The following is a 21,406-nucleotide window of genomic DNA, read 5'->3' as shown; positions in this document are numbered from 1 at the left end:
GGGCGGGGTGCCTACCGCCGCGCCCGGTCCCGTTCGCCCGCCGACCGGACGAACTGCAGTTCAAGGGTGGTCGGGGGAGCGGCGATCCCGGGGCCTCCTGATTCCGCCCAGCGCAGTATCTCGTCGGTGCAGTCGTCGCCCATCGCCCAGCCGATCCAGACGGCCCGGCCGCCTCGCCTGCGGCCCTCGCCCGAAGGCTGTACGACGATGATGTTGGCCTGGTCGCAGGGGCCGAGGCAGTCAGCCGTACGGACCGCCAGGCGGCCACCGGAGGCGTCGGCGGCGGCGCGCAGGCGGTCCAGCTGCCAGTCGTGGTCGTAGCCGGGGTACTTGCGCGCGTCGCCGCAGCAGCAGCCGCGGCAGACGACGAGCGTGCAGGGCCGGGTCCTCGCGGCACCGATCGCCGTACGGGCAGTCACACGTCTCCTTCGAGTCTGTCGGATCCTTCGGGATCAGCACCGGTGAGGACGGGGGAGTCCGTGTCACCGAAGAGGTGGCGCACCGTCGAGCGGTAGTTGGCCCGGACGTGCGCGAGGGCGTGGGCGCGGGCCTGTTCGCGGTCGCCGGAGGCGATGGCCGCGTACAGCTCCCGGTGTTCGGCCAGGAGTTGCGGCCACTCCTCGTTCCGGCGGGTGAGCCAGCGCAGCCGGCCGTCGACCGGTTCCATCACGGAGATCAGCAGGCCGTTTCCGGCCATCGCCAGGATGCGGTCGTGGAAGCGGGTGTTGATGTCGGTGATCGCCTCCGCGTCGTCGGCGGCGGTCGCGTCCGCCGCGCGGTCGAGGAGTTCGTCGAGCCCGGCCAGGTCGGCCCGCGTGGCGCGCTGGGCGGCCAGCCCGGTGGCGTACACCTCAAGCGCCTCGCGGAGTTCGAAGAGTTCCACGACGTCCGTGCGGGTCAGCCGGCGTACGACCGTGCGGCGCGGGGTCTCGAAAAGGACGAAACCCTCGGTGACCAGGGCCCGGATCGCCTCGCGGACCGGCACCCGGGAGACCCCGAACCGCTCGGCCAGCTCGCGCTCGACCAACCGGTCGCCGGGCAGCAGCCGTCCGGCGATGATCTCCTGCCGCAGCGAGCTGAGTACCCGCTCGCGCACCGCCCCCAGCGGTTCCACCGTCGTCATGCGTCCATCCTCGCCGACCCCGCGACCTTTTTACCGAGCTGTTACCGCCCGGACATGGCCAGAAGTCATCGGGAGCGGGACCATGACCACAGTTTGGTATACCAAAAACGGCCTGCAGTCGCCCCAGTGTCGCCCCAGTCCTCCCGTCACCCCACCCTTCCCTTCAGCCCACCCCTCCCTTCGCCCCAGTCCTCCCGTCGTCCCCGACCACGCTCATGGAGGCCCTGTGTCCCTCGCCGATCCCGCCGCAGCCACCGGCACGCCGCCGTTCGTCCCCGATCCCAGGCTCACCAACGAAGACCTCGCCCCCGCGGGCAAGCGCAACTGGAAGGTCTTCGACCTCTTCGCCATGTGGATGTCCGACGTCCACAACCTCGGCAACTACACGTTCGCGGCCGGGCTGCTGGTCCTCGGCATGAACGTCTGGCAGATCTTCACGTCCCTGCTCGTCGGCTTCGTGCTCATCTACATCGGCATGAACTGGATGGGGAGGATCGGACAGGCCCACGGCGTGCCCTTCCCGGTCGTCAGCCGCATCAGCTTCGGCGTCTGGGGCGCCAACATCCCGGCGCTGATCAGGGCCGTCATCGCCATCATGTGGTACGGCATCCAGACCTATCTGGCCTCCGTCGCCGTCAACATCATGCTGCTCGCGGCCTGGCCGGGGCTGGAATCCTGGACCCACAGCTCCTTCCTCGGCCTCGACGCGCTCGGCTGGGTGTCCTTCGTCTCGCTGTGGCTGGTCCAGGCGCTGATCATCAGCCAGGGCATGGAGTCCGTACGGAAGTTCCAGGACTTCTGCGGTCCCGCCATCTGGCTCGTGATGATCGCCCTCGCCGTCTGGATCCTCGCGAAGGCCGGCTGGACCATCTCGCTCACCTCGACCCCGAACCCGGTCTCCGTGGGTGAGCAGTGGCGTCAGTGGTTCGGCGCGATCGGGCTGATCCTCGCCACGTACGGCACGCTGATGCTCAACTTCTGCGACTTCTCGCGCTTCGCGCCCAGCTACCGGACCGTCAAACGCGGCAACTTCTGGGGCCTGCCGATCAACTCGACCGCCTTCGTGATCGTGTCGGTCATCGTCACGGCCGGTTCGATCGAGGTGTTCGGCAAGGCCATCACCGACCCCGCCCACCTCGTCGCCGAGATCGGCAACAAGTGGGTGCTGATCGTGGGGGCGCTGACCTTCGCCATCGCCACCATGGGCGTTAACATCGTCGCCAACTTCGTCTCGCCCGCCTACGACCTGGCCAACGTCTGGCCGCAGAAGATCACCTTCAGGATCGGCGGCATGATCAGCACGGTCGCCGCGCTGGTCGTGACCCCGTGGAACCTCTTCTCCAACCCCACCGTCGTCAACTACTTCCTCGGCGGCCTCGGCGCCTTCCTCGGCCCGCTGTTCGGCGTGATCATGCTCGACTACTTCTGGGTCAAGCGCGGTCGCATCGATGCCGACGAGCTGTTCAACGCTCAGCCCGGCTCGCGCTACTACTACCGCAAGGGCGTCAACCCCAAGGCCCTGTGGGCGTTCCTGCCCGCGGCGGCGGTCTCGGCGGTCCTCGCGCTGGTGAAGACCTTCAGCGACGTGGCCCCGTACTCCTGGTTCATCGGTACGGCACTCGCCGCCGGGCTGTACGCGCTGCTGTGCCGCTCCGAGCGCGCCGCCGCTGCCGTGGAACCGGCTGCCGCCTCGGCTCCGGCTCCCGCTTCGGCCACTGCTCCTCAGGAGGGCTGAGCGTGCGGATCGTCGTCACCAACTGCAATACGACGCAGGGGATGACCGAGGAGATCGTGCGAGGTGCCCGGGCCGCGGCAGGCCCGGGCACCACCGTGCTCGGACTCACCCCCGCCTGGGGGCCCGAGTCCGCGGAGGGCTGGCTCGACAGCTATCTGTCGGCCGCCGCCGTCCTCGACACCCTGCGCACCTACGAGGGCCCGTACGACGCCGTCGTCATGGCCGGTTTCGGGGAGCACGGGCGCGAGGGCGTACGGGAACTCGTGGACGTGCCCGTCGTCGACATCACCGAGGCCGCCGCCCACCTCGCCTGCCTGCTCGGACGGCGGTACGGAGTCGTCACCACGCTGGAGCGCTCGGCCGGGCAGATCGAGGACAGCCTGTACACGGCGGGGGTCGGCCGGAACTGCGCCGTGGTCGTGGGCACGGGGCTCGGTGTGCTCGACCTCGGCGACCAGGAACGTACGGAAGCGGCCTTCGTCGCCGCGGCCGAACGGGCCAGGGACGCCGGCGCCGAGGTCCTGGTCCTCGGTTGCGCCGGGATGACCGGGCTGCAGCGGGCTGTGGGGGAGAAGCTGGGGCTGCCGGTCGTCGACGGCGTGGGCGCGGCGGTGAAGCTGGCCGAGTCGCTCGTGTCGCTCGGCCTCACGACGAGCCGCGCGGGCGGTTACGCGAAACCGCTGCCGAAGCGGCGGATCTGGTCGCCGCCACCGTCGTCGTCGTCGTCGGAGTGAGGTGAGGACGGGCGCCGCTGTCGGAGTGACGGTGGGGACGGGCGCCGCCGTCGGAGTGATTCCGGGGACGAGGGATGCGGCGGGCACGGTGGTGGCTCGCGGGGGACCGCAGACTCCGGGAGTGAGCCGCCGGCATCCGGCCGGTGCCTCGCGCAGGAGCCGCCGCCGGTGCCGGTGCCGCGACGGTGGGAACGGAGTCGCTCGTGCCCCCAGCTGTCGGAGCCGGTGTCCGTGCCCGTGTTCGTGCCCTCCTCCGGCCTCCTCTCCGGGGCGGGGGCCGTGTCCGTGTCCGGATGTTCGCTGTCGGGCTGGTCGCTCTGGGCATGGCCGCGTCTGCCGGTTCGCGGGGCGGCGAGGTCTCGGGCGCTGACGCCGAGGTTGCCCTCTGGGTGAACCCCGAGTCCAGCGCCGCCGGGCAGGCAGCCGAATGGCGGCGTACGGGACGGACCGCGGACGCCCTGCTGATGGAACGGATCTCCACCCGACCCCAGGCCGAGTGGCTGGTCGGCCCGGGGCCCCGGGCCGTCGTGGAGGCCCGCACCACCGCCGCCGCACGGGAAGGACGCACGGCGGTACTCGTCGCCTACTACATCCCGTACCGCGACTGCGGCTCCTACTCGGGCGGCGGAGCCCGGAGCGCGACGGGATACCGGGAGTGGGTCGACGAGTTCGCGGCGGGACTCGGGAACCGCGGCGCGTACGTGATCGTCGAACCGGACGCGGTGGCGCACAGCGTGGACGGCTGCGGCCGGGTCGTACCGGAGGAGCGGTACGCGCTGCTGGCGTACGCCGTCGACCGGTTCAAGCGGCAGGCGAACACCCGCGTCTATCTCGACGCGGGCAACCCCGCCTGGCACCCGGACACGTCGAGGCTGATCGCGCCGCTGAAACAGTCGGGCATCGCCCGCGCCGACGGCTTCGCGCTGAACGTCTCCAACTTCCGCACGGACGCCGACAGTTCGGCGTACGGCGAGAAACTGTCGGCGGCTCTCGGCGGCAAGCACTTCGTGATCGACAGCAGCCGCAACGGCAACGGGCCCCGGACCGGCACGGATTCCTGGTGCAATCCGCCGGGCCGGGCCCTGGGCGTGGCTCCCACCACCGTGACGGACGCGCCGCTGCTCGACGCCTATCTGTGGGTCAAACGGCCGGGCGAGTCGGACGGCACCTGCCGGGGCGGCCCGGCCGCCGGCCGGTGGTGGCCGTCGTACGCGCTGGAGCTCGCGCGGAACGCACGGGGGTGAGCGGGGGCGGGAACCTCAGTGGGCCGAGGGGCCGTCCTCGATGACGCGGTCGTCGAGGTGGGCGCCGAAGTGGTCGCACTGCCGGGCCATGATGTCCCGCATCGAGGTGCCGCGGGGGACGCCGTAGACCGTGCCCGGGAAGTCCAGTTCCTTCTGCACTTCCCACAGTTCGTCGTGCTGGTCGGGTGAGAAGAGGCGCGCCTGCGGGGCACCGGCCGCGATCCACCCGATGGGGACGACCGTGCCGGGCGGCAGCACCGAGTTCGCGTGCAGCACGCTGTTGATCCGCAGCTCCGAACCGGCGCCCACGACGGCTCCGGGGAACGCGGAGGCGCCGGTGGCCACGAAGACCTCGTCCTCGACGCGGGCGCCGTTGACGTGGGCGTGCGGGCCGATGAGTACGGCGTTCCCGATGATCGCGGGGTGCCGGCGGCGGCCCCGTACGAGGGCGTTCTCCATGACGACGACGTCCGCGCCGGTCCGTACCTCTCCGTCCTCCGCCGTGAGTACGGCCCCGTGCAGGACCCGGGCGCGCTCGCCGAGGGTGACGGCGCCGCAGAGGACGGCCGACGGGGCGACATAGGCGGAGGCCGGGACGACGGGGCGCTGCCCGCGGTGTTCGATCAACATGGGACGACTCTAGGCGCGTTCGCCGTCGGGGCTCGGGCTCGGGCTCGGGCTAGGGCTCCGGCCGGGGCCGGGGACCACCGCCGTCGCCGTGATCTCGACGAGCTGGCCCGGATAGCCGAGGCAGGCGACGCCGAGGAGGGTGGAGGCGTGCGGGCCGACACTGAGACGGGAGGCCTCGACGACCTCCCAGACCTCGGCGAGCACGGCGGGGTCGGCGCTCACCACGTACACGTCGGTGTACGCGACATGCTCGAAGTCGCTGTCGACCGCCCGGAGCTGCTCACCCAGGTTCGCGATCACCTGCTCGGCCTGCCGTACGGGGTCGCCGGGGCCGACGAGTTCGCCGTCCGCGTCGAGGGGCACGGACCCGGCGAGCAGGGCGAGGCGTGTGCCGGCCTCGACCACGGAGGCGTGGGAGTAGGCGGGCGGCGCGAAGAGGCTGGGGACGGTGACGCGCTTCAGCACGGTGGTGGCCTTTCGGGACGGGACGGGACGGGGCGGGGCGAGGCGGGGCGGGTCGGGATCGCGGGCAGGTGGGCCGATGATGCGTTCCCGGCGCACGGCGCCGCATCCGAATATCTGCCCGGCCGGAGCCCTATGATCCTTTGCGTCTTTGCACCTTCAAACGTGGCAGGAACGACCAGCAAGACCAAAGGAACCCCCATGACTGTTCCCCCCACCACCTCCACCTCGGCCCCCGTTCCCGTTCCCTCCACTCCTCCCACCTCCCATCGCGCCGGGTCACGCGTCACGCGGCGTGGGCTGATCGGCGCCGCGGTCGCCCTCGTGGCGGGCGCCGCGGTCGCCCCCGTCGCGAGGGCCGACACGCTTTCGGAAACGGTTGCCGCGGACACCGCAGCCCCGGAACCCGGCACGACCTACGAGACGTTCCCCAGAACCCGTGCCGAGACGGCCACCGGCGAGGCACCCGTCGAGGTCGCCTTCCCCATCGGCTACGTGGGCGTGCGCTGGACCGGCACCCGCGAGGCCACCGGCGGCCGTATCCGGCTCATCGACGCCGACGGTGGCAAGGGAGCCTGGAAGCCCCTGAGCGGCGACGGCTGCTCGGACAGCGACGGCGGCGCGCTGCTCATCCCCGTGGACCGGGCCTCGGGATACGAGCTGAGGGCCCCGGACGGTGCCACGGAACTGCGGTCGCTGGCCGTCGACACCACGCGCGGCCCGATGCGCGCGGTCGCCGTGCCGCGGGACACGACACGGGTGCGCGGCGTCGCGTACCTGACGCGCGCGGCCTGGGGCGCGGACGAGAAACTCCGCTTCGGATCGGACGGCAAGGAGATCTCACCGCAGACGTACCACCCGTTCCAGACCCTGACGGTCCACCACACCGCCACGGCCAACGGCGACGCGGACCCGGCCGCCACGGTGCGCGCGCTCTACCAGGTGCACGCGATCACCAACGACTGGGGCGACATCGGCTACCACTTCCTCATCGACGAGGCAGGACGGATCTACGAGGGCCGCTACTCGGGTGAGACCGCCACGCCCGCCCACGACGAGGACAACAAACTCGTGACCGCGTTCCACGTGCTCAGCCACAACCCGGGCAACCTCGGCATCGCCCTCATCGGCAACCTGACGAGCCAGGGCCCGACCGCCGCCGCCCGTGACGCCCTCACCACCCTGCTCCGCTCCATGGTCCGCATGCACGGGGTCGACCCGGAGGCCAAGGTCACCTACACCAGCCCGACCACCGGCAGGACGAGGGAGGTCCACGAGATCAGCGGCCACCGCGACTGGATGGCGACGGAGTGCCCGGGCGGGGTGATGCACGGGGAGCTGGCTGCCCTGCGGAAGGCGGTGGCGGCCGGCGGCTGAGTGCTGAGTCAGGGGGCGCGTCGTCGGCGGGGCGCGCCCTCCCGGTACGGGGTTGCCGTCCCTGCCGGTCCCACTACCGTGGATCCCGGCACACGTGACGAAGGGGGCCCGATGGAAGCGGAGTTGGCGGCGCTGGCGGCGGCGGGGGCGACGGCTCTCGTGCAGCAGATGGTGACCGACGGATGGGGGAACGTACGGGACCGGGTCGTCGCCCTTTTCTCGCGGGGGAGGGACGAGGAGGTGGTCCAGGGCGAGTTGGAGGAATCGCGCACCGACCTCGTCGCGGCACGGGACGCCGGGGACGAGGACGCGGCGGCCGACGTCGAGGCGTCCTGGCGCGTCAGACTCCGGCGGACCCTGCGCGACGATCCGGAAGCGGCGGCGGAACTCCGCGCACTCCTGGACGAGTTGGGCCCGCAGCCCACGGCCCCCACGACACTCACTGTCCACAACAGCGTCAGTGGCGGGGTGTCCCAGGGTGTCGTGGTCCAGGGCGGCACGTTCAGCGGGGGCCAGACGATCGGGGAGCCCTGGCGCCGTACGTGACGCGGCCCGTCGAATAACCCTTCGATCAGCCCCCGTCGGCCCTGCTACCGTCAGCGACGTGGCGAAACTCAATCAGATCATCGCAGTGGAGAAGGGCGTCAAGTCCAAGTCGCATCAGGACCTGACGGCCGCGCATCACGGGCTGCAGAAGCCCGCCCTGCTGGCCGGAATCTCGCGTACGTACCAGCCCAAGGACGAAGAGGGCGAGCAGTTGCCGCCCGAGTCGACCCGGGTGCAGGTGCAGGCCGAGAACGTGCTGCGGGACACCGCGGCCGCGCTGACCCGGCTGTTCGACGTGACCGCCACCAAGGACTGGGCCAACTGCACGGCCCGCGCGGACGTGAAGGTCGACGGGCGGGTGCTCGTCGCCGACGTTCCCGTGTCGTACCTGCTCTTCCTTGAGAAGCAGCTCACCGATCTCAACACCTTCGTACGGAAGCTGCCCGTGCTCGACGCCTCCGAGTCGTGGGTCCAGGACCCGTCGACCGACGCGTGGAAGACCGAGCCGGTGCGGACGCTCCGTACGAAGAAGGTCCCGCGCAACCACGTCAAGGCCGAGGCCACCGACAAGCACCCCGCCCAGGTCGAGGTGTACTACGAGGACATTCCCGTCGGGTACTGGACGACCGTGAAGTTCTCCGGAGCCCTGCCCGCGCGGCGCGTCAACGAGCTGCTCGACCGGGTCGAGAAGCTGCAGCAGGCCGTCAAGTTCGCCCGGGAAGAGGCGAACGGCGCGGAGGTCACCGACGAGCGTGTCGGGGACGCCGTGTTCGGCTACCTGTTCGGGTAGCCTCATGAACTCCCCGGCCATCACTCACGGCGGCCGGGGTGCGCGAGGAGCGCAAGCTGAACCTGAAGCTTGTCGTGACCGCGCGGTTCCAGTGGAGGTTCAAGTCCTCCCCGCGGCACTCTTCGCGCCGCGGTAGCCCAATCGGCAGAGGCAGACCGCGCTCAATCTCAGACTATTGCTCCAGTCTCAGCATTCGCCACCGATCGCCGGATCGACCGGACCCAGGCTCCGGGCGTCGAAATGCCGGTTCAAGTCCGGCCCGCACAGCTCGATGTGCGGTGGTCCAAAGGCAGGACGCGGCGACATGAAACTGACCTGGGTCCTCAAGCGTGCCGGCGTGCCGCATGGGTGGCATCACAGGGCTCGGGGGCCGGCTACGCCCCCGGGCCCGCTCCTCTTTCTGTTCCAGCGGGCCCGTTCCAGCGGGCCCGCGCTTGCGATTGCGTTCATAAAGAACCCGGCTCTCGCCGAAATCGTCACACCGTGGAAACGCTCATGTCCGGTTCCGCCACCGGACACGATCTACCGCGGAGACCTTCCGCGGAGACCTTCCGCGGAGACCTTCCGCGGAGATCTTCCGTGGAGAACCGATCCTCCGCGGAGACCTTCCGTGGAGAATGGATCCTCCGTAGAGGACCGACCCGCCGTAGAGAACCGGTCCTCCGTGGAGAACCAAGGACCGCACCCACCGCCCGGCCGACGTCGCCCGAAGGCATGCCACCCGCAACCGCCCTCGTCCCGACAGGAGCCCCGTACCCGTGCCGCGACCGTTGCTCGACGTGCCCACCGCCCTCCCGCCCTGGCTCACGCACGCGCTGCGGGCGCAACGGGGGCCCGTGCCATGGAACGCCGTGCTGCGTGGGGTGCTCGCCGCCGGGCCCCTGCTCGTCGTGGCCGTCCTCGCGGGGCGGGAGCCCCTCGGTGTCATGGCCGCGCTCGGAGCCATGTTCGCCGGGATCAACGACCGGCCGGGGAGCCGGCGCACCGCCGTGCCCCGGATCGGCGTGCCCGGGCTGGCCGGAGCCGCGGGCATCGCCGTCGGCACGTACGCGGGGGAGGGCCTCGGCGCCGCCCCGCTGACCTTGACGCTCACCGCGCTCGGGCTGCTCGCCGGGGCCGTCAGCGCGGTGGGGCCCGTGGCGTCCGGGGCCGGGACCCAGCTGCTCGTCGCCGCGGCCATCGGCGCCGGGATGCCGTTGCCCGAACCCGGCTGGCAGCGGGCGCTGTCCTTCCTCGCCGGTACCGGCTGGCTGATCGTGCTGCGACTCGCGTTGCCCACCCCCGGGGCCCTGGCCAACGACTTCCGCTTCGACGGGGAGCGTGCTGGGGTCGCCGGTGTGTACGACGCGATCGCCGAGCTGCTCGCCGCAGCGGGCGGGGAGCGGGCTGGAGGCCGACGGGCCGCCCTGACCGCCGCGCTCGATCACGCACAGGACGCGCTGGCGGGGCCACGGCTGCGGCGGTACGCCAGTTCCGCGGCCGAGCGGCGGCTGCGGGCGCAGTACGCCGCCGCGCTGCCGCTCGCCGAGGCCGCGACCGCGCTGGCCTGGGCCGGTGAGGCGCTGCCCGCCCGCACGGCCGAGGGACCGCGGCGGCTCGCCGTCGCCGTGCGGACCGGGGAACCCTGCGGGCCGCTGCCCGCGCCCTCCCGGACCGTCCCCGGACTGCGGGCCCTGGACGACGCCCTGCTGCACGCCGCCGAGACCTTCGACCGCGGCGGCCCGAACCCCCGTAAGGCGAGCGGCGGTCATCCCCTCGGGCTCGGCGCCGAGCGGACCGCCCACAAGGGCCTGCATCTGCGGCCTCTGCGTGCCAAGGCGTTGCTGCGCACCGTCACCGGGACCGGAGGGCGAGAGTACGGCCTCCGCGTCGGCCTCTGCTACGGCGCGGGCGTCGCCGTCGCGCAGGCACTGCACCACGTCCACTGGTACTGGCTTCCCGCGACCGCCGTGTTTCTCGTGAAGCCGGACCTCGGTCCGCTCGTCTCGCGCGTACTGAACCGGGCGGCCGGTACCGTCCTGGGCGCCCTCGTCTTCGCGGGGTTCGCGGCCGTGCTGCCCCGGCCCGAAGGGCTCGTCGCGCTCGTGGCGATCAGCGGGGCCCTCATCCCCGTCGCCACCCGGCACTTCGCCGCGCAGACAGCCGTCGTCACCGTCCTCGTGCTCGCCCTCGTCATGGTCGGCGGTGAGCCGGAGGCCTCCTGGAGCCGGATCGGCGAAACGCTGCTGGCCTGCGCGATCGTGCTGGTCGTCGGGCATCTCCCGGCGCCGGGGCAGCGCGGCGGGAACGTACGGGCCCGGCTTACGGCCGCCACCGACGCCGCGCACGCCTATCTCACACACGTCCTGAGCGGCGCCGACGGCAGCGGTGACGGCGGCGACGACCGGGCCACCCGTTGGGCGCTGCGCCGCGAGGCCTACCGGACGCTGGCGGAGGCGCGCGCGGCGATCGACCGTTCCGCCGCCGAACTTCCCACCCTGGCCCGGCACACGGCAGGCACCGACGAGGTCGCGGCCACCCTCGAACGCCTGGTGGACACCACCACCGCCTGCGCCGTGCACCTCGACGACACGGGACGGCTCACCCCGCGGCACACCGAGCGCATCGCCACCCTGCTCGACGAACTCGTGGACCAACGGGAGTGCGCAGGGCTTGCGGCCTCCCCGGCAGGTCTGCGTAGCGCCTGAGCCGGAACCTGAGCTGAGGAGCACCGTCCGCAGGCGCGTCGTGGTCGGGACAGCTCTCAGGATGCGCGCGAAACCGCCCGCGGGACACGGTGGAGACGGGATGCGCGGAGACGGGATGCGCGGTTCACGTCACCCGGCGGCACGATCCCGCCGTACCGTGGCGTGATGACCTCGCCCGAGCCCGAGTCCGAGCCCGACGCGAAGCCCGGCCCACCGGGTTCCCCGGCCGGCCGCGCGCCGGAGGCCGCCGATCTCGTCATCACCGGATGCACCGCCCTCGTGCACGACGAACGCGAACGGATCGGCTTCGTCGAGGACGCCACCATCGTCGTACGCGGCGGCCGTATCGCGACGATCACCGGCGGGTCGGCCGACCCGCGCGCCGCCGGTCCAGCCGGTCCCGCCGATCCGGCCGGTCCCGCCGACCTCGCCGCGGCCGAGCACATCGACGCCCGTGGCCAGGTCGCGATGCCCGGCCTGGTCAACTGCCATACCCACACCCCGATGGTGACCCTGCGCGGCATCGCGGAGGACCTGCCCATCGACGAGTGGTTCAACGCATTCGTCTGGCCCATCGAGTCCAACCTCCAGGACAGGGACATCGAGTTGGGGGCGCGGCTGGCCTGCGCCGAGATGATCCGCGGCGGGGTCACCTGCTTCGCGGACCACTACTTCTCGATGGACATCGTCGCCGCCGTGACCGCCGAGAGCGGTCTGCGCGCCAACCTCGGGCAGGCCTACTTCTCCTCCCAGGGCGCCGAAGGCCGTGAACGGTCGCTCGACTTCGCCCTCCGGCACCGCGACACCGCCGACGGCCGGATCACCACCTCGCTCGCCCCGCACGCGCCCTACACCGTGGACGACGCCGACCTCGCCGCGACCGCCCGGCTCGCCCGCGAACACGGCCTGCTCGTGCACATCCACGCCGCCGAGAACCGCGACCAGACCGAGGCGAGCCTCGCCCGCCACGGCCGTACACCGATCGAGGTCCTGGCCGCGGCCGGTCTGCTCGACACCGATCTGCTCATCGCGCACGGCACCGGCATCGTGGAGCGCGACCTGCCCGTCCTCGCCCGCGCGACCGGCCGGATCGGCGTGGCCGGCGCGCCCCGCGGCTACCTCAAGTTCGCCTGGCCCACGACCACTCCGGTACGCGAACTGCGTGCACTCGGCATCCCCGTGGGGCTCGCCACGGACGGGGCCGCCTCCAACAACTCCCTGGACGTATGGGAGTCCATGGCGCTCACCGCGCTGGCGCAGAAGTTCACCGAGGCCGACCCGCGTTGGCTCACGTCCCGTCAGGCCCTGCATCACGCGACGCTGCAGAGCGCCCGGGCGGTCGGGCTCGGCGAGCGGATCGGCAGCCTCGCACCGGGACGCAGGGCCGACATCGTCCTGGTGGACCTGAGCGGTCCGCACACCCAGCCGGTGCACGATCTCGCGGCCACCCTCGTGCACAGCGCCCGCTCCGGCGACGTACGCACGACGATCGTCGACGGGCGGATCCTCATGCGCGACCGCGAACTCCTGACCCTCGACGTCCCGGCGGTCGTGCGGGAGATGAACGCACGCATGCCCGCCCTGATCGAGCGTAGCCACGGCAAGCGGATCCAGACGTACGAGACCGGGACCTGAGACGGACCTCGGGCCACCTGCACACCGGGTCACCGGTACACCCAGTACACCCGGACCCGGTACGCCCGGACCCGGTACACCCGGTACGCCAGGAAAGAATCTTCCGGCTCACCGATGAGTTCCGGCGCTCCCTTCGGTCCACCCCTGACAAGGCACCGCACCGCCTGACAGGGCACCGCACCGAAGGAGTAGCGATGACGCTTCCGGGGATCGTGTCGCGCGAGGAATGGCAGGCCGCGCGCGAGGAACTGCTGGTCAGGGAGAAGGTCGCGACCCGGGCCCGGGACGCGCTCAACGCCGACCGGCGACGGCTGCCCATGGTCGAGATCGACAAGGAGTACGTCTTCGAGGGCGGCGACGGCAAGGCGACGCTGCGGGACCTCTTCGAAGGGCGGCAGCAACTCGTCGTCTACCACTTCATGTTCGCGCCCGAGTGGGACGCGGGCTGTCGCAGCTGCTCGGCGTTCGTCGACCAGATCGGGCATCTGGCACATCTGCGCGCGCGGGGCACCGAGTTCGCGTTGATTTCCAGGGCGCCGTACACGAAGATCCTGCCCTTCAAGGCGCGGATGGGGTGGACGCTGCCCTGGTACTCGTCGTACGACAACGACTTCAATGACGACTTCCAGGCCTCGTTCGAGACGGGCGCGGGCGACGACGGCCAGGAGCCCTACGAGCGGCCGGGGGTGAGTTGTTTCCTGCGGGAGCGGGAGCGGATCTTCCACACGTACTCGACGTACGCGCGCGGACTCGACGGGCTGGGCTCCACCACGAGCCTCCTGGACCTCACCGCGCTCGGCCGGCAGGAGGAGTGGGAGAAACCCGAGGGGCGCGCGTCGGCACTGGGGGCGCCCGCGGGCAGCGAGCGCCTCCGCTACCACGACGAGTACGAGGACTGAACGCGGTCGCCCGGATGTTCCCCCAACCGTTGTGACCGTGTGTCGACTACGTCTCAGTAACGTCACTTCGCGAGACCTTCACCCCATGATGAGCGTTTAACTCTTCAAGGGCTCTCACGAGAGCAGCGCCACATGGAGGTACAGGATGTTGAACGGTCGAACGGTGCTGGAACGCTTTCCGGCCGGTGGGCCGCGTGGTTCCTGGCCCGCGGAGGAGTTCGCGCAGGCGCGCCGCCTTGAGGGGCAGCACGTGGACGTCGTGATGGACCTGTCGACGGACACGTTCCTGGTTGTCGTGCGGGACCTCGTCGAGTAGGCCGGGCGAGCGTGCGCCGGTGGGCCGGCCGAGCCGGCTCGGGCCATCCGGTCGGCGCCGTGGGCCTCACCCCGCCGTGGGTCTCACCCCGCCTTGGGCGCCGGCACCTGTACCGAGAACTGCCCGGCCTGCAGTCCGTACAGCTCGGCGTAGACGCCACCCGTGGAGAGGAGCTCGTCCGGAGTGCCGGATTCCACGAGACGGCCCTGGTCGAGGACATGCACCAGATCGGCGTGGCGCACCGAAGCCAGCCGGTGCGTGATGAGAATGACCGTCTGACCGGTACCCGCCAGGGCCCGGATCTTCTCGAAGACCTCCAGCTCGGCGCGCGCGTCGAGGGCCGCCGTCGGCTCGTCCACGACCAGGATCGCGCCCCGCCGGTACGCCGCCCGTGCGATGCCGAGCCGCTGCCACTGGCCGCCCGACAGCTCGTGCCCGCCGCTGAACATCCGGGCCAGCAGTGTGTCGAGACCCCGTGGCAGGTCCGCCACCACGTCCTCGGCGCCGGCCTCCGTGACGGACGCGTCCAGCCGCTCGTCGGTGAGCGGTGCCGAGGCCCGGCCGATCGCCACGTTCACCCGGGCCGTGAACGGCCACCTCTTGAAGTCCTGCGCCACCATCGCGATCCGCTCCGCGAGCTGGTGCCGGTCGGCGGTCGCCGCGTCCACGTCGTCCCACAGGATCCGGCCGCGCTGTGGGGCGTACAGGCCGGACAGCAGTTTGACCAGGGTGGTCTTCCCGGAACCGTTCTCGCCGACGAGTGCCACGATCTTGCCGAGCGGCACGCTGAGGGTCAGGTCCGACAGTGCGGGCCGGGCCGCGCTGCCCGGATAGGTGAAGGTGACGTTCTCGAAGCGGATCTCGCGCGGCTGCTCGGGCAGTGGCGCGCCGCCGACCGGGATCGTGCGCTCGGCCGCCTCCGCGTACAGGCGGTGCAGATCCCCGACGAACAGGGCCTCCTCATGGAGGGTGTTGACCTCCAGGACGAGCGTGTCGAGGTTCGCGGAACCGGTACGGATCGCGATGACCGCCGTGCCGGCCACCGACAGGGCCATCGCCCCGGCCAGCAGCAGCCCGCCCAGGGTCGCGTACGTCGCCACGGTGGCGAGGCCGGTCCAAGCGGCCGCGATCAGGCCGGTGCGTGCCTCCAGTCGGGCGAGCCGGGCCTGTTCGGCCTCGGCGGCCTCCGACATCGAGCGGAAGTGCCGCAGCAGGAACGGGCCGACGCCGTGGACGCGGATCTCCGGTGCGGCGGCGGGCTCGGTGAGCAGGTTGCCGATCAGCCGGCCGGCCCGGGCGTGCTGCACCCAGGCGTGCCACGACGCGTAACGGCGCCGGGCGATGGTCAGCGCGCTCCAGGCGCTCGGCAGCGTCATGGTCATCAGCAGGGGCAGCAGCGCCGGGTGCAGCACGGTGAGGACGCCGGCCGCCGCGATCAGCGAGATCATCGCGTTCACCACACGTGTGGCGATCCCGATCATGCGCCGGGCGGACGAGGCGCCGTACTGCGCGGTGTCGAGCAGCTTGTGGAACGCCTCGTCCTCGATCGCCGACAGTTCGACCGTCGCGGCCCGTTCCAGGTACAGCTCCGTCGCGACCCGCTCCACCTTCGGTTCGAGGCGGCCGGTCGCGTACGTGGAGGCGCCCCGCAGCAGGGCGGCGACGAGCGTCACGACGGCGACCGTGACGAGGGCGGGTGCCGCGTCCCGCAGCCGGTCCGCGACCGGGCCGCTCGCCATCAGCCGGCCGAGGACGCTGTTGACCGCCAGCAGACTCACCGCCTGGGCCAGACCGCGGCCCACCTCCGCGCCCAGGACGGTCCGCGCGGCCCGGCGGTCCGCCTGCCAGGCCAGCCGGAAACTGGACGCGAGGAGTGCGGGCAGCCGCGTCACCATGGCGCGGAAGTTCAGCTCCATGAACGCGTCGGAGTGCTGCGACCAGCCCATGTCGTAGCGCAGCGGACCGCCGAACAGCAGCCGCTCGGACTCGGAGGGCTCGGGCCCGTCCGCACCGGGTTTCTCGCTGTCGCGCGTGATCCTTTTCGACGATCCCGCCGACTCGGCAGATCCCACCGATGACCTCCCCGATCGTGGGCGAACGGCCACTATCGCGGGGCCGAGCGCTCTCGGGCAGGGCGCGCGCCCGCTCCGGTACGGCGTATCCGGAGCACGCCCGGCGCTTGTGGCCGCGCGAGGTGCCATGCCCTGGAACGCGTGCTTCCACGCACCGGGGGGTCGGGGGAATGGTCGGAGGAATGCCCGCGGCGCACGCACGATTCAGGTCGGGCGCGGGTCGGCCGACCAGGATGTCGGAAGGGACTGGCGGGGGCTGGCGGGGACCAGCGGGGGCGGGCAGGGGCCGCCCGGGGTACCCGCCGGGACACCAGCCGACCTGTCGGCCTGCCTCGGTCCGCGCCCGTCAGCCCGTACGGATCAGCCCGTACGGATCAGCCCGTACGGATCAGGCGCTGATCGGCCGGGACCAGGCCGGCGGCGTTCCCGTCACCCGGCACAGCGCCAGGTAGAGGGGGATCGGCGGGGTGTACGGCAGCGTGCCGTCCGGTGTGTGGATCAGCCCGGGGAAGGTGGGCGAGGCGGGAACGAGCGCTCCCGTGGCGTAGTGCGCGGGCGAGGGCCACTCCAGGGCGACATCCGAGTCGGAGGGCACGAGCCACCACCAGTGCGTGCTGTCGGCGTACACACAGCCGACGCGCGGCAGCCGGGGCATCAGCAGCGGGCCGAGTCTCGCGGGCATCGCCACCGCGTCACAGCCCAGCGGGGCCTGCATGCCCTCCGGCACGGCCAGCGGCCGCGAAGCGCCCGGGCCCGACGCCGTCCGGCCGCGCTCGATGCGGACCAGCGTGTTCAGGTTCAGCACCCTTGGCGTACCGGCCGAGGTAGCCCTCACACCCATGCAGCCCCCGCTCGTGTTCCCAATGTCTTCGGTCCCGTTCGGTCGGTCCTGGCTCTTCGGTGTCGCGACGCCCGCACTGTCCGCTGGTGCCGATGTCGATGTCGACATCGGTGCCGACGCTGATGCTGATGCCGATGTCCGGCCGGGAGATGGAACGATTCAGGTCAGAACCATTCATTCCCGGCCTGGGGTATGTGTACCCCCGTCGGCGAGGAGCCGGCTGGGGCCGGCCGGCTCCTCGCACTCCAGCCCAGGTCCGACCGCGGCTCGGCGCCGTTGTTCGCCGTCCGCGGCAGTTCCGCCCAGACCAGCAGTCCGGGACCGGTTTCCTGGGCGCCCCAGGCAGTGCACATCGCCGCCACGAGGAGCAGTCCCCTCCCGTGCTCCTCGTCGGGACGCTGTGGCGACGGGTGGGGCTCACCCGGCGCACATCCCTCGTCACGGACGGCTATCCGCACCAGGTCCTCGCCGTCGTGCAGCTCGCACACCACATGGCGGCTCGCCGTGTGCACGATGGCGTTGGTGACCAGTTCGGAGACGACGAGCTCTGCCGTGTCGCAGGTGTCCTCGCAGACCGCCCAGCCCGACAGTCGGGCCCGCGTCAGGTGCCGGGCCTGTGCTGCGGAGCCCGGATGTGCGGCCAGCTCGAAGCGGAACCGGCGCTCGACCGCCGTGTCGGGGCGTACCCCGGCGGTGGCGGTAGGGCGGTCTCGGTTCACGGCTGCAGCTGTTCCTAACGGCGCGGACGGAATCACGTTTGCCACTATCTCCCCGTCGTGAACACTTGGCAAGTGTCACTCTGAAAATTGCAGAGTGCAGTGTTCTGAGCGGTATGGCCATGGCACACTGCTCGCAACAGCACGTGGCGCGGCGTCAGTTGGGTACCTGTACAGGGCTCGAACGGGCGCCGCCCCGGCTGTCTGGACAAAAGTGGAGGTGGACGTGAGTGAGCCGCGGTCCGCGCCGACGGTCGGGCAGGTCGTCCTCGGACGGCGCCTGCTGGACCTGCGGGAACGCGCGGGGCTCAAGCGTGAGGAGGCGGCCCGCATTCTGCGTGTCACCGCCGCCACCGTCCGCCGTATGGAGATGGCCGAGGTAACCCTCAAGATCCCGTACCTCCAGCTCCTGCTGAAGTCGTACGGCGTCTCCGACGACGAGGCCGAGGCCTTCGTCATGCTCGCCGAGGAGGCGAACCAACCGGGCTGGTGGCAGCGGTTCCACGACATCCTGCCGGGCTGGTTCTCGATGTACGTGAGCCTGGAGGGCGCGGCCGCCCTCATCCGCTCGTACGAACCCCACTTCGTGCCCGGAGTGCTGCAGACCGAGGAGTACGCGCGTGGCGTCATGCGTTCCGGCGCCGTCGGCCAGACCAGACCCGAGGACATCGAGCGGCATGTGGCGCTGCGCATGCAACGCCAGGAGCTGCTGACGCGCGAGGGCGCGCCCCGGTTCTGGGCCGTGATGGACGAGACCGCCCTGCGCCGCCCGGTCGGCGGCCCCGAGGTCATGCGCGGCCAGATCGACAGACTGCTGGAAGCCACGACACTGCCCAACGTGACGCTGCAGATCGCCCCCTTCTCCTCGGGGCCGCACGCGGGCACGTACGGGCCGTTCGTGCTGTTCCGCTTTGCCATGCCCGAACTGCCGGACATGGTCTACAGCGAGTACCTGACCGGCGCCGTCTACCTGGACGCGCGTACCGAGGTGGCAACCCACCTTGAGGTCATGGACCGCATGGCGGCTCAGGCCGCCACGGCACATCGCACGAAGGAGATCCTGCTGGATCTCCGCAAGGAGCTGTGAATGGATCGCATCAAGTCCCGGATACGCCGCGCGCGGATCTACAACGGCATGCCCGCCAGGGAACTGGGCAGCGAAGGCTGGCACAAGCCGTGGAGCGGTGGCAACGGCGGCAACTGCCTGGAGGCGATGAAGCTCGCCGACGGCCGGATCGCGGTCCGTCAGTCGGCCGACCCGGACGGTCCCGCTCTCATCTACACCCCCGGCGAGATGACCGCGTTCATTCAGGGTGCCAAGGCGGGGGAGGCGGACTTCCTGCTCTCCTGAGGTCGCCGACGAATCTGCCGGCCGGTTGTTGCAGAACCGATTCTCCTGAGCGTGATGCGGTGCGACGTGGTGTGGTGCGGTGCGGTGCGGTGCGGTGCGGTGCGGTGCGGTGGTCGAGCATCGGGAATGCCGCGGGCGGAGTGCCGCGGACAGAGTGCTGCGGACCTCCAGAATGGCGCGGACCTTCAGAACGTCGTTGCAGGAACGTTCCCGCGGTGGGAACGCCGCCGCAAGAACGACGCCGCCGCAAGAACGTAGCTGCACGGAAGCCGAAACCCGCTTCAGAACCAGGACCACATGCGGCGCGGTGCGTCCACGAGCCGGCTGACCGCCACCACCGGTAACGGCGGCTGCTCGGCCCGGCCCGGCCCGGGCCGAGGCTCGGCGCGTAGTGGATCTGCTCGATGGACGACGGCGGTCCGACCGCGAGACTGCGGCGGACCGCACCCGACGGGGACTCTTGGAATCGGCGAGCACGATGCGCGTGGCCTGCGGATCGCTCAGGGGACGGCGTACGCGGTATGGCGTGCGGCCCGTTCCTCCCCGTCGCAGGCACCGTCTTCGTGACGTTCGTCAACCGTCGTCATCGAGCCCCCTCCAGGACCGGCCGCCAACAGGGGTGACGCGCGGGGGTGGCTCTGCGTCTGACGGCGGAACGAAGGATGGGGGCGGGTTGTCATCGTTCGGTCACCTGATCCGGTCACCTGATCCGGGCGCCTGTTCCGGTCACCTGCCCCTCCATCCGTACGGAGGCGGGCCCCTCCGGAGGTGGGCCCCAGGGGAGGGCTTTGGCGAGGGCTTGGGGAGGGAGGCGGCTCACGGAGGTGGCAGCGCGGCGCACAGCGCGTTCAGCGCGGCTCCGTAGGCGTGCTCCGCGGGCGTGGCATAGCCCACGACAAGGCCGTCCGGCGCGGCCATGGCCGCCTCCGGGTGCCGGAACTCCGCGAGCCCGTCCAGCGAGAGCCCTTGCCACGCGGCGGCCTTCACCGCGGACCGCTCACTGCCGGGCGGCAACCGCAGCACCGCGTGCAGCCCGGCAGCGATCCCGGTGACCTCGACATGCGGTGCCTGCGCGGCGAGCGCCTCGACCAGCCGGTCCCGCCGTCTCCGGTACCGCTGCCGCATCCGCCGTACATGACGGTCGTACGAGCCCGACTCGACGAAGTCCGCGAGCGTCAGCTGCTCCAGGACGCTCGCCCACGCCTCCCGCTCGCCCTTGACCGCCAGCACGTCGTCGACGTACCGCTCGGGAAGGACCATCCAGCCCAGCCGCAGCGCGGGCGACAGGCTCTTGCTCACCGAACCGATGTGGACGACCCGTTCCGGATCCAGACCCTGCAACGCTCCGACGGGCTTGCGGTCGTAACGGAACTCCACGTCGTAGTCGTCCTCCAGAACCACCCCTCCCCGCGCGCGTGCCCAGTCGATGACGGCGGCACGCCGTGCGGGATGCAACGGCCCGCCGGTCGGGAACTGGTGCGCGGGCGTGAGCAGCACCGCCCGCTCCTTGCCGAGGTCACCGACCCGGGCACCGTCCTCGTCGAGGGCCAGCGGGACGGTTCGTACTCCCGCCGCCGTCAACAGCTCCCGGTGGAAGGGGAGCCCGTACGACTCGACGGCCAGGGAGCCTCGCAGAACCGCGGGGAAGAGCAGCCGCAGAGCGTGCGCGAACCCCGAGCAGATCACGATCCGCCCCGGCTCGGTACGCACTCCACGCGCGCGTGCCAGGTACTCCGCCAGCGCCTCCCGCAGCTCGGGGCGCCCCGCGGGATCACCGGGCCCGAAGGCCTCCGCGGGGGCGCGCTGGAGTGCCCGCCGGTACGAAGCGAGCCAGGCGGTACGCGGGAACGCCGACGCGTCGGGAGTGCCCTGCCGAAGGTCGTGCCGCGGCCCACGCGCGCGTGGAGGAGCTTTCTTGGGTACGCGGGCCCGGGGCTCCAGCGGTTCGGCGCGCTCGGCGACCCGGGTTCCCGAGCCCTGGCGTGCCGTGAGCCAGCCCTCCGCGACCAGTTCGCCGTACGCGTCGGCCACCGTGTTGCGGACGACTCCGAGGTCGGCGGCGAGCGAACGGTACGGGGGGAGGCGGGTGCCCGGAGCGAGCCGTCCACTGCGGATCGCCTCGCGCAGCGCACGGCTCAGAGCGGCACGACGGCCACCCGGACCGGACAACTCCAGATGCAGGTCGGCACCAATGCGCTGCGCGGAATTGACCCATGAGTCTGACATAAGAATGCACCCTATCGAGGGT

Annotated in this window: 20 protein-coding genes; 12 read left to right on the top strand and 8 right to left on the bottom strand. The window is 71.5% G+C overall.

The features are described 5' to 3' along the window. Positions 1-11: 11 nt before the first annotated feature. Positions 12-419, bottom strand: coding sequence for a (2Fe-2S) ferredoxin domain-containing protein (locus tag ACH4DZ_RS16590; RefSeq protein ID WP_398287830.1), 408 nt, complete (start codon positions 417-419; stop codon positions 12-14). Then, positions 416-1,123 carry a GntR family transcriptional regulator gene (locus tag ACH4DZ_RS16585; RefSeq protein ID WP_398287829.1) on the bottom strand — a complete coding sequence of 236 codons (708 nt, stop codon included), beginning with the start codon at positions 1,121-1,123 and terminating at the stop codon, positions 416-418. The genes ACH4DZ_RS16590 and ACH4DZ_RS16585 overlap by 4 nt, the downstream gene beginning before the upstream one ends. A 226-nt stretch (positions 1,124-1,349) precedes the next feature. Here ACH4DZ_RS16585 and ACH4DZ_RS16580 point away from each other — a divergent pair, with 226 nt between their 5' ends. From ACH4DZ_RS16580 to ACH4DZ_RS16570, 3 genes are all read left to right on the top strand, one after another. Then, a complete protein-coding gene (locus tag ACH4DZ_RS16580) occupies positions 1,350-2,858 on the top strand; it encodes an NCS1 family nucleobase:cation symporter-1 (RefSeq protein WP_398287828.1) in 1,509 nt (502 codons plus the stop codon). 2 nt (positions 2,859-2,860) lie between these two features. Continuing rightward, positions 2,861-3,592, top strand: a complete 732-nt coding sequence (locus ACH4DZ_RS16575; protein ID WP_398287827.1) for an aspartate/glutamate racemase family protein — start codon at positions 2,861-2,863, stop codon at positions 3,590-3,592. A 293-nt stretch (positions 3,593-3,885) separates the two neighbouring features. Then, on the top strand, positions 3,886-4,836 hold the full coding sequence (locus tag ACH4DZ_RS16570; protein WP_398287825.1) for a glycoside hydrolase family 6 protein: 951 nt from the start codon (positions 3,886-3,888) through the stop codon (positions 4,834-4,836). A 15-nt stretch (positions 4,837-4,851) separates the two neighbouring features. Here ACH4DZ_RS16570 and ACH4DZ_RS16565 read toward each other — a convergent pair whose 3' ends face one another. Beyond that, positions 4,852-5,466 (bottom strand): gamma carbonic anhydrase family protein, encoded by a 615-nt coding sequence (locus ACH4DZ_RS16565; protein WP_398287824.1) that lies wholly within the window; start codon positions 5,464-5,466, stop codon positions 4,852-4,854. Positions 5,467-5,475: 9 nt separating this feature from the next. Beyond that, on the bottom strand, positions 5,476-5,931 hold the full coding sequence (locus ACH4DZ_RS16560; protein ID WP_398288297.1) for a RidA family protein: 456 nt from the start codon (positions 5,929-5,931) through the stop codon (positions 5,476-5,478). 198 nt (positions 5,932-6,129) lie between these two features. Between ACH4DZ_RS16560 and ACH4DZ_RS16555 the strand changes: the two genes are divergently transcribed. The 7 genes from ACH4DZ_RS16555 (at position 6,130) to ACH4DZ_RS16525 (ending at position 14,178) form a co-directional block, all read left to right on the top strand. Continuing rightward, complete coding sequence (locus tag ACH4DZ_RS16555; RefSeq protein ID WP_398287823.1) at positions 6,130-7,305, top strand: peptidoglycan recognition family protein; 1,176 nt, start codon at positions 6,130-6,132, stop codon at positions 7,303-7,305. Between the two features lie 111 nt (positions 7,306-7,416). Beyond that, complete coding sequence (locus ACH4DZ_RS16550; RefSeq protein ID WP_398287822.1) at positions 7,417-7,851, top strand: hypothetical protein; 435 nt, start codon at positions 7,417-7,419, stop codon at positions 7,849-7,851. Positions 7,852-7,909: 58 nt separating this feature from the next. After that, the gene (locus ACH4DZ_RS16545; protein ID WP_398287821.1) at positions 7,910-8,641 is read left to right on the top strand and encodes a hypothetical protein; all 732 of its coding nucleotides are present in this window, start codon (positions 7,910-7,912) and stop codon (positions 8,639-8,641) included. A 758-nt stretch (positions 8,642-9,399) separates the two neighbouring features. After that, on the top strand, positions 9,400-11,328 hold the full coding sequence (locus ACH4DZ_RS16540) for an FUSC family protein (protein WP_398287820.1): 1,929 nt from the start codon (positions 9,400-9,402) through the stop codon (positions 11,326-11,328). A gap of 165 nt (positions 11,329-11,493) precedes the next feature. Next, a complete protein-coding gene (locus tag ACH4DZ_RS16535; RefSeq protein ID WP_398287818.1) occupies positions 11,494-12,963 on the top strand; it encodes an amidohydrolase in 1,470 nt (489 codons plus the stop codon). A gap of 194 nt (positions 12,964-13,157) precedes the next feature. Next, the gene (locus ACH4DZ_RS16530; protein ID WP_398287817.1) at positions 13,158-13,862 is read left to right on the top strand and encodes a DUF899 domain-containing protein; all 705 of its coding nucleotides are present in this window, start codon (positions 13,158-13,160) and stop codon (positions 13,860-13,862) included. Between the two features lie 145 nt (positions 13,863-14,007). Continuing rightward, on the top strand, positions 14,008-14,178 hold the full coding sequence (locus ACH4DZ_RS16525; protein ID WP_398287816.1) for a hypothetical protein: 171 nt from the start codon (positions 14,008-14,010) through the stop codon (positions 14,176-14,178). 83 nt (positions 14,179-14,261) lie between these two features. Here the strand turns inward: ACH4DZ_RS16525 and ACH4DZ_RS16520 are convergent, their stop codons facing one another. From ACH4DZ_RS16520 to ACH4DZ_RS16510, 3 genes are all read right to left on the bottom strand, one after another. Next, positions 14,262-16,124, bottom strand: coding sequence for an ABC transporter ATP-binding protein (locus ACH4DZ_RS16520; RefSeq protein WP_398288296.1), 1,863 nt, complete (start codon positions 16,122-16,124; stop codon positions 14,262-14,264). 514 nt (positions 16,125-16,638) lie between these two features. Further along, positions 16,639-17,091, bottom strand: coding sequence for a hypothetical protein (locus tag ACH4DZ_RS16515; protein ID WP_210883637.1), 453 nt, complete (start codon positions 17,089-17,091; stop codon positions 16,639-16,641). A gap of 164 nt (positions 17,092-17,255) precedes the next feature. Continuing rightward, entirely contained in the window at positions 17,256-17,855 is a 600-nt protein-coding gene (locus ACH4DZ_RS16510; RefSeq protein ID WP_398287815.1) for an ATP-binding protein, read from the bottom strand. A gap of 178 nt (positions 17,856-18,033) precedes the next feature. Between ACH4DZ_RS16510 and ACH4DZ_RS16505 the strand changes: the two genes are divergently transcribed. Together ACH4DZ_RS16505 and ACH4DZ_RS16500 are read left to right on the top strand one after the other, a co-directional pair. Further along, positions 18,034-18,894, top strand: a complete 861-nt coding sequence (locus tag ACH4DZ_RS16505) for a helix-turn-helix transcriptional regulator (protein ID WP_398287814.1) — start codon at positions 18,034-18,036, stop codon at positions 18,892-18,894. Next, positions 18,895-19,158, top strand: coding sequence for a DUF397 domain-containing protein (locus ACH4DZ_RS16500; protein WP_398287813.1), 264 nt, complete (start codon positions 18,895-18,897; stop codon positions 19,156-19,158). It begins immediately after the preceding gene. 816 nt (positions 19,159-19,974) lie between these two features. Here the strand turns inward: ACH4DZ_RS16500 and ACH4DZ_RS16495 are convergent. Continuing rightward, positions 19,975-21,384 carry a PLP-dependent aminotransferase family protein gene (locus tag ACH4DZ_RS16495; protein WP_398287812.1) on the bottom strand — a complete coding sequence of 470 codons (1,410 nt, stop codon included), beginning with the start codon at positions 21,382-21,384 and terminating at the stop codon, positions 19,975-19,977. Positions 21,385-21,406 lie beyond the last annotated feature (22 nt).

This window comes from Streptomyces sp. NPDC017991 (assembly GCF_044328075.1).
GTDB lineage: Bacteria > Actinomycetota > Actinomycetes > Streptomycetales > Streptomycetaceae > Streptomyces.
This window is presented reverse-complemented; position numbering and strand designations above follow the sequence as displayed.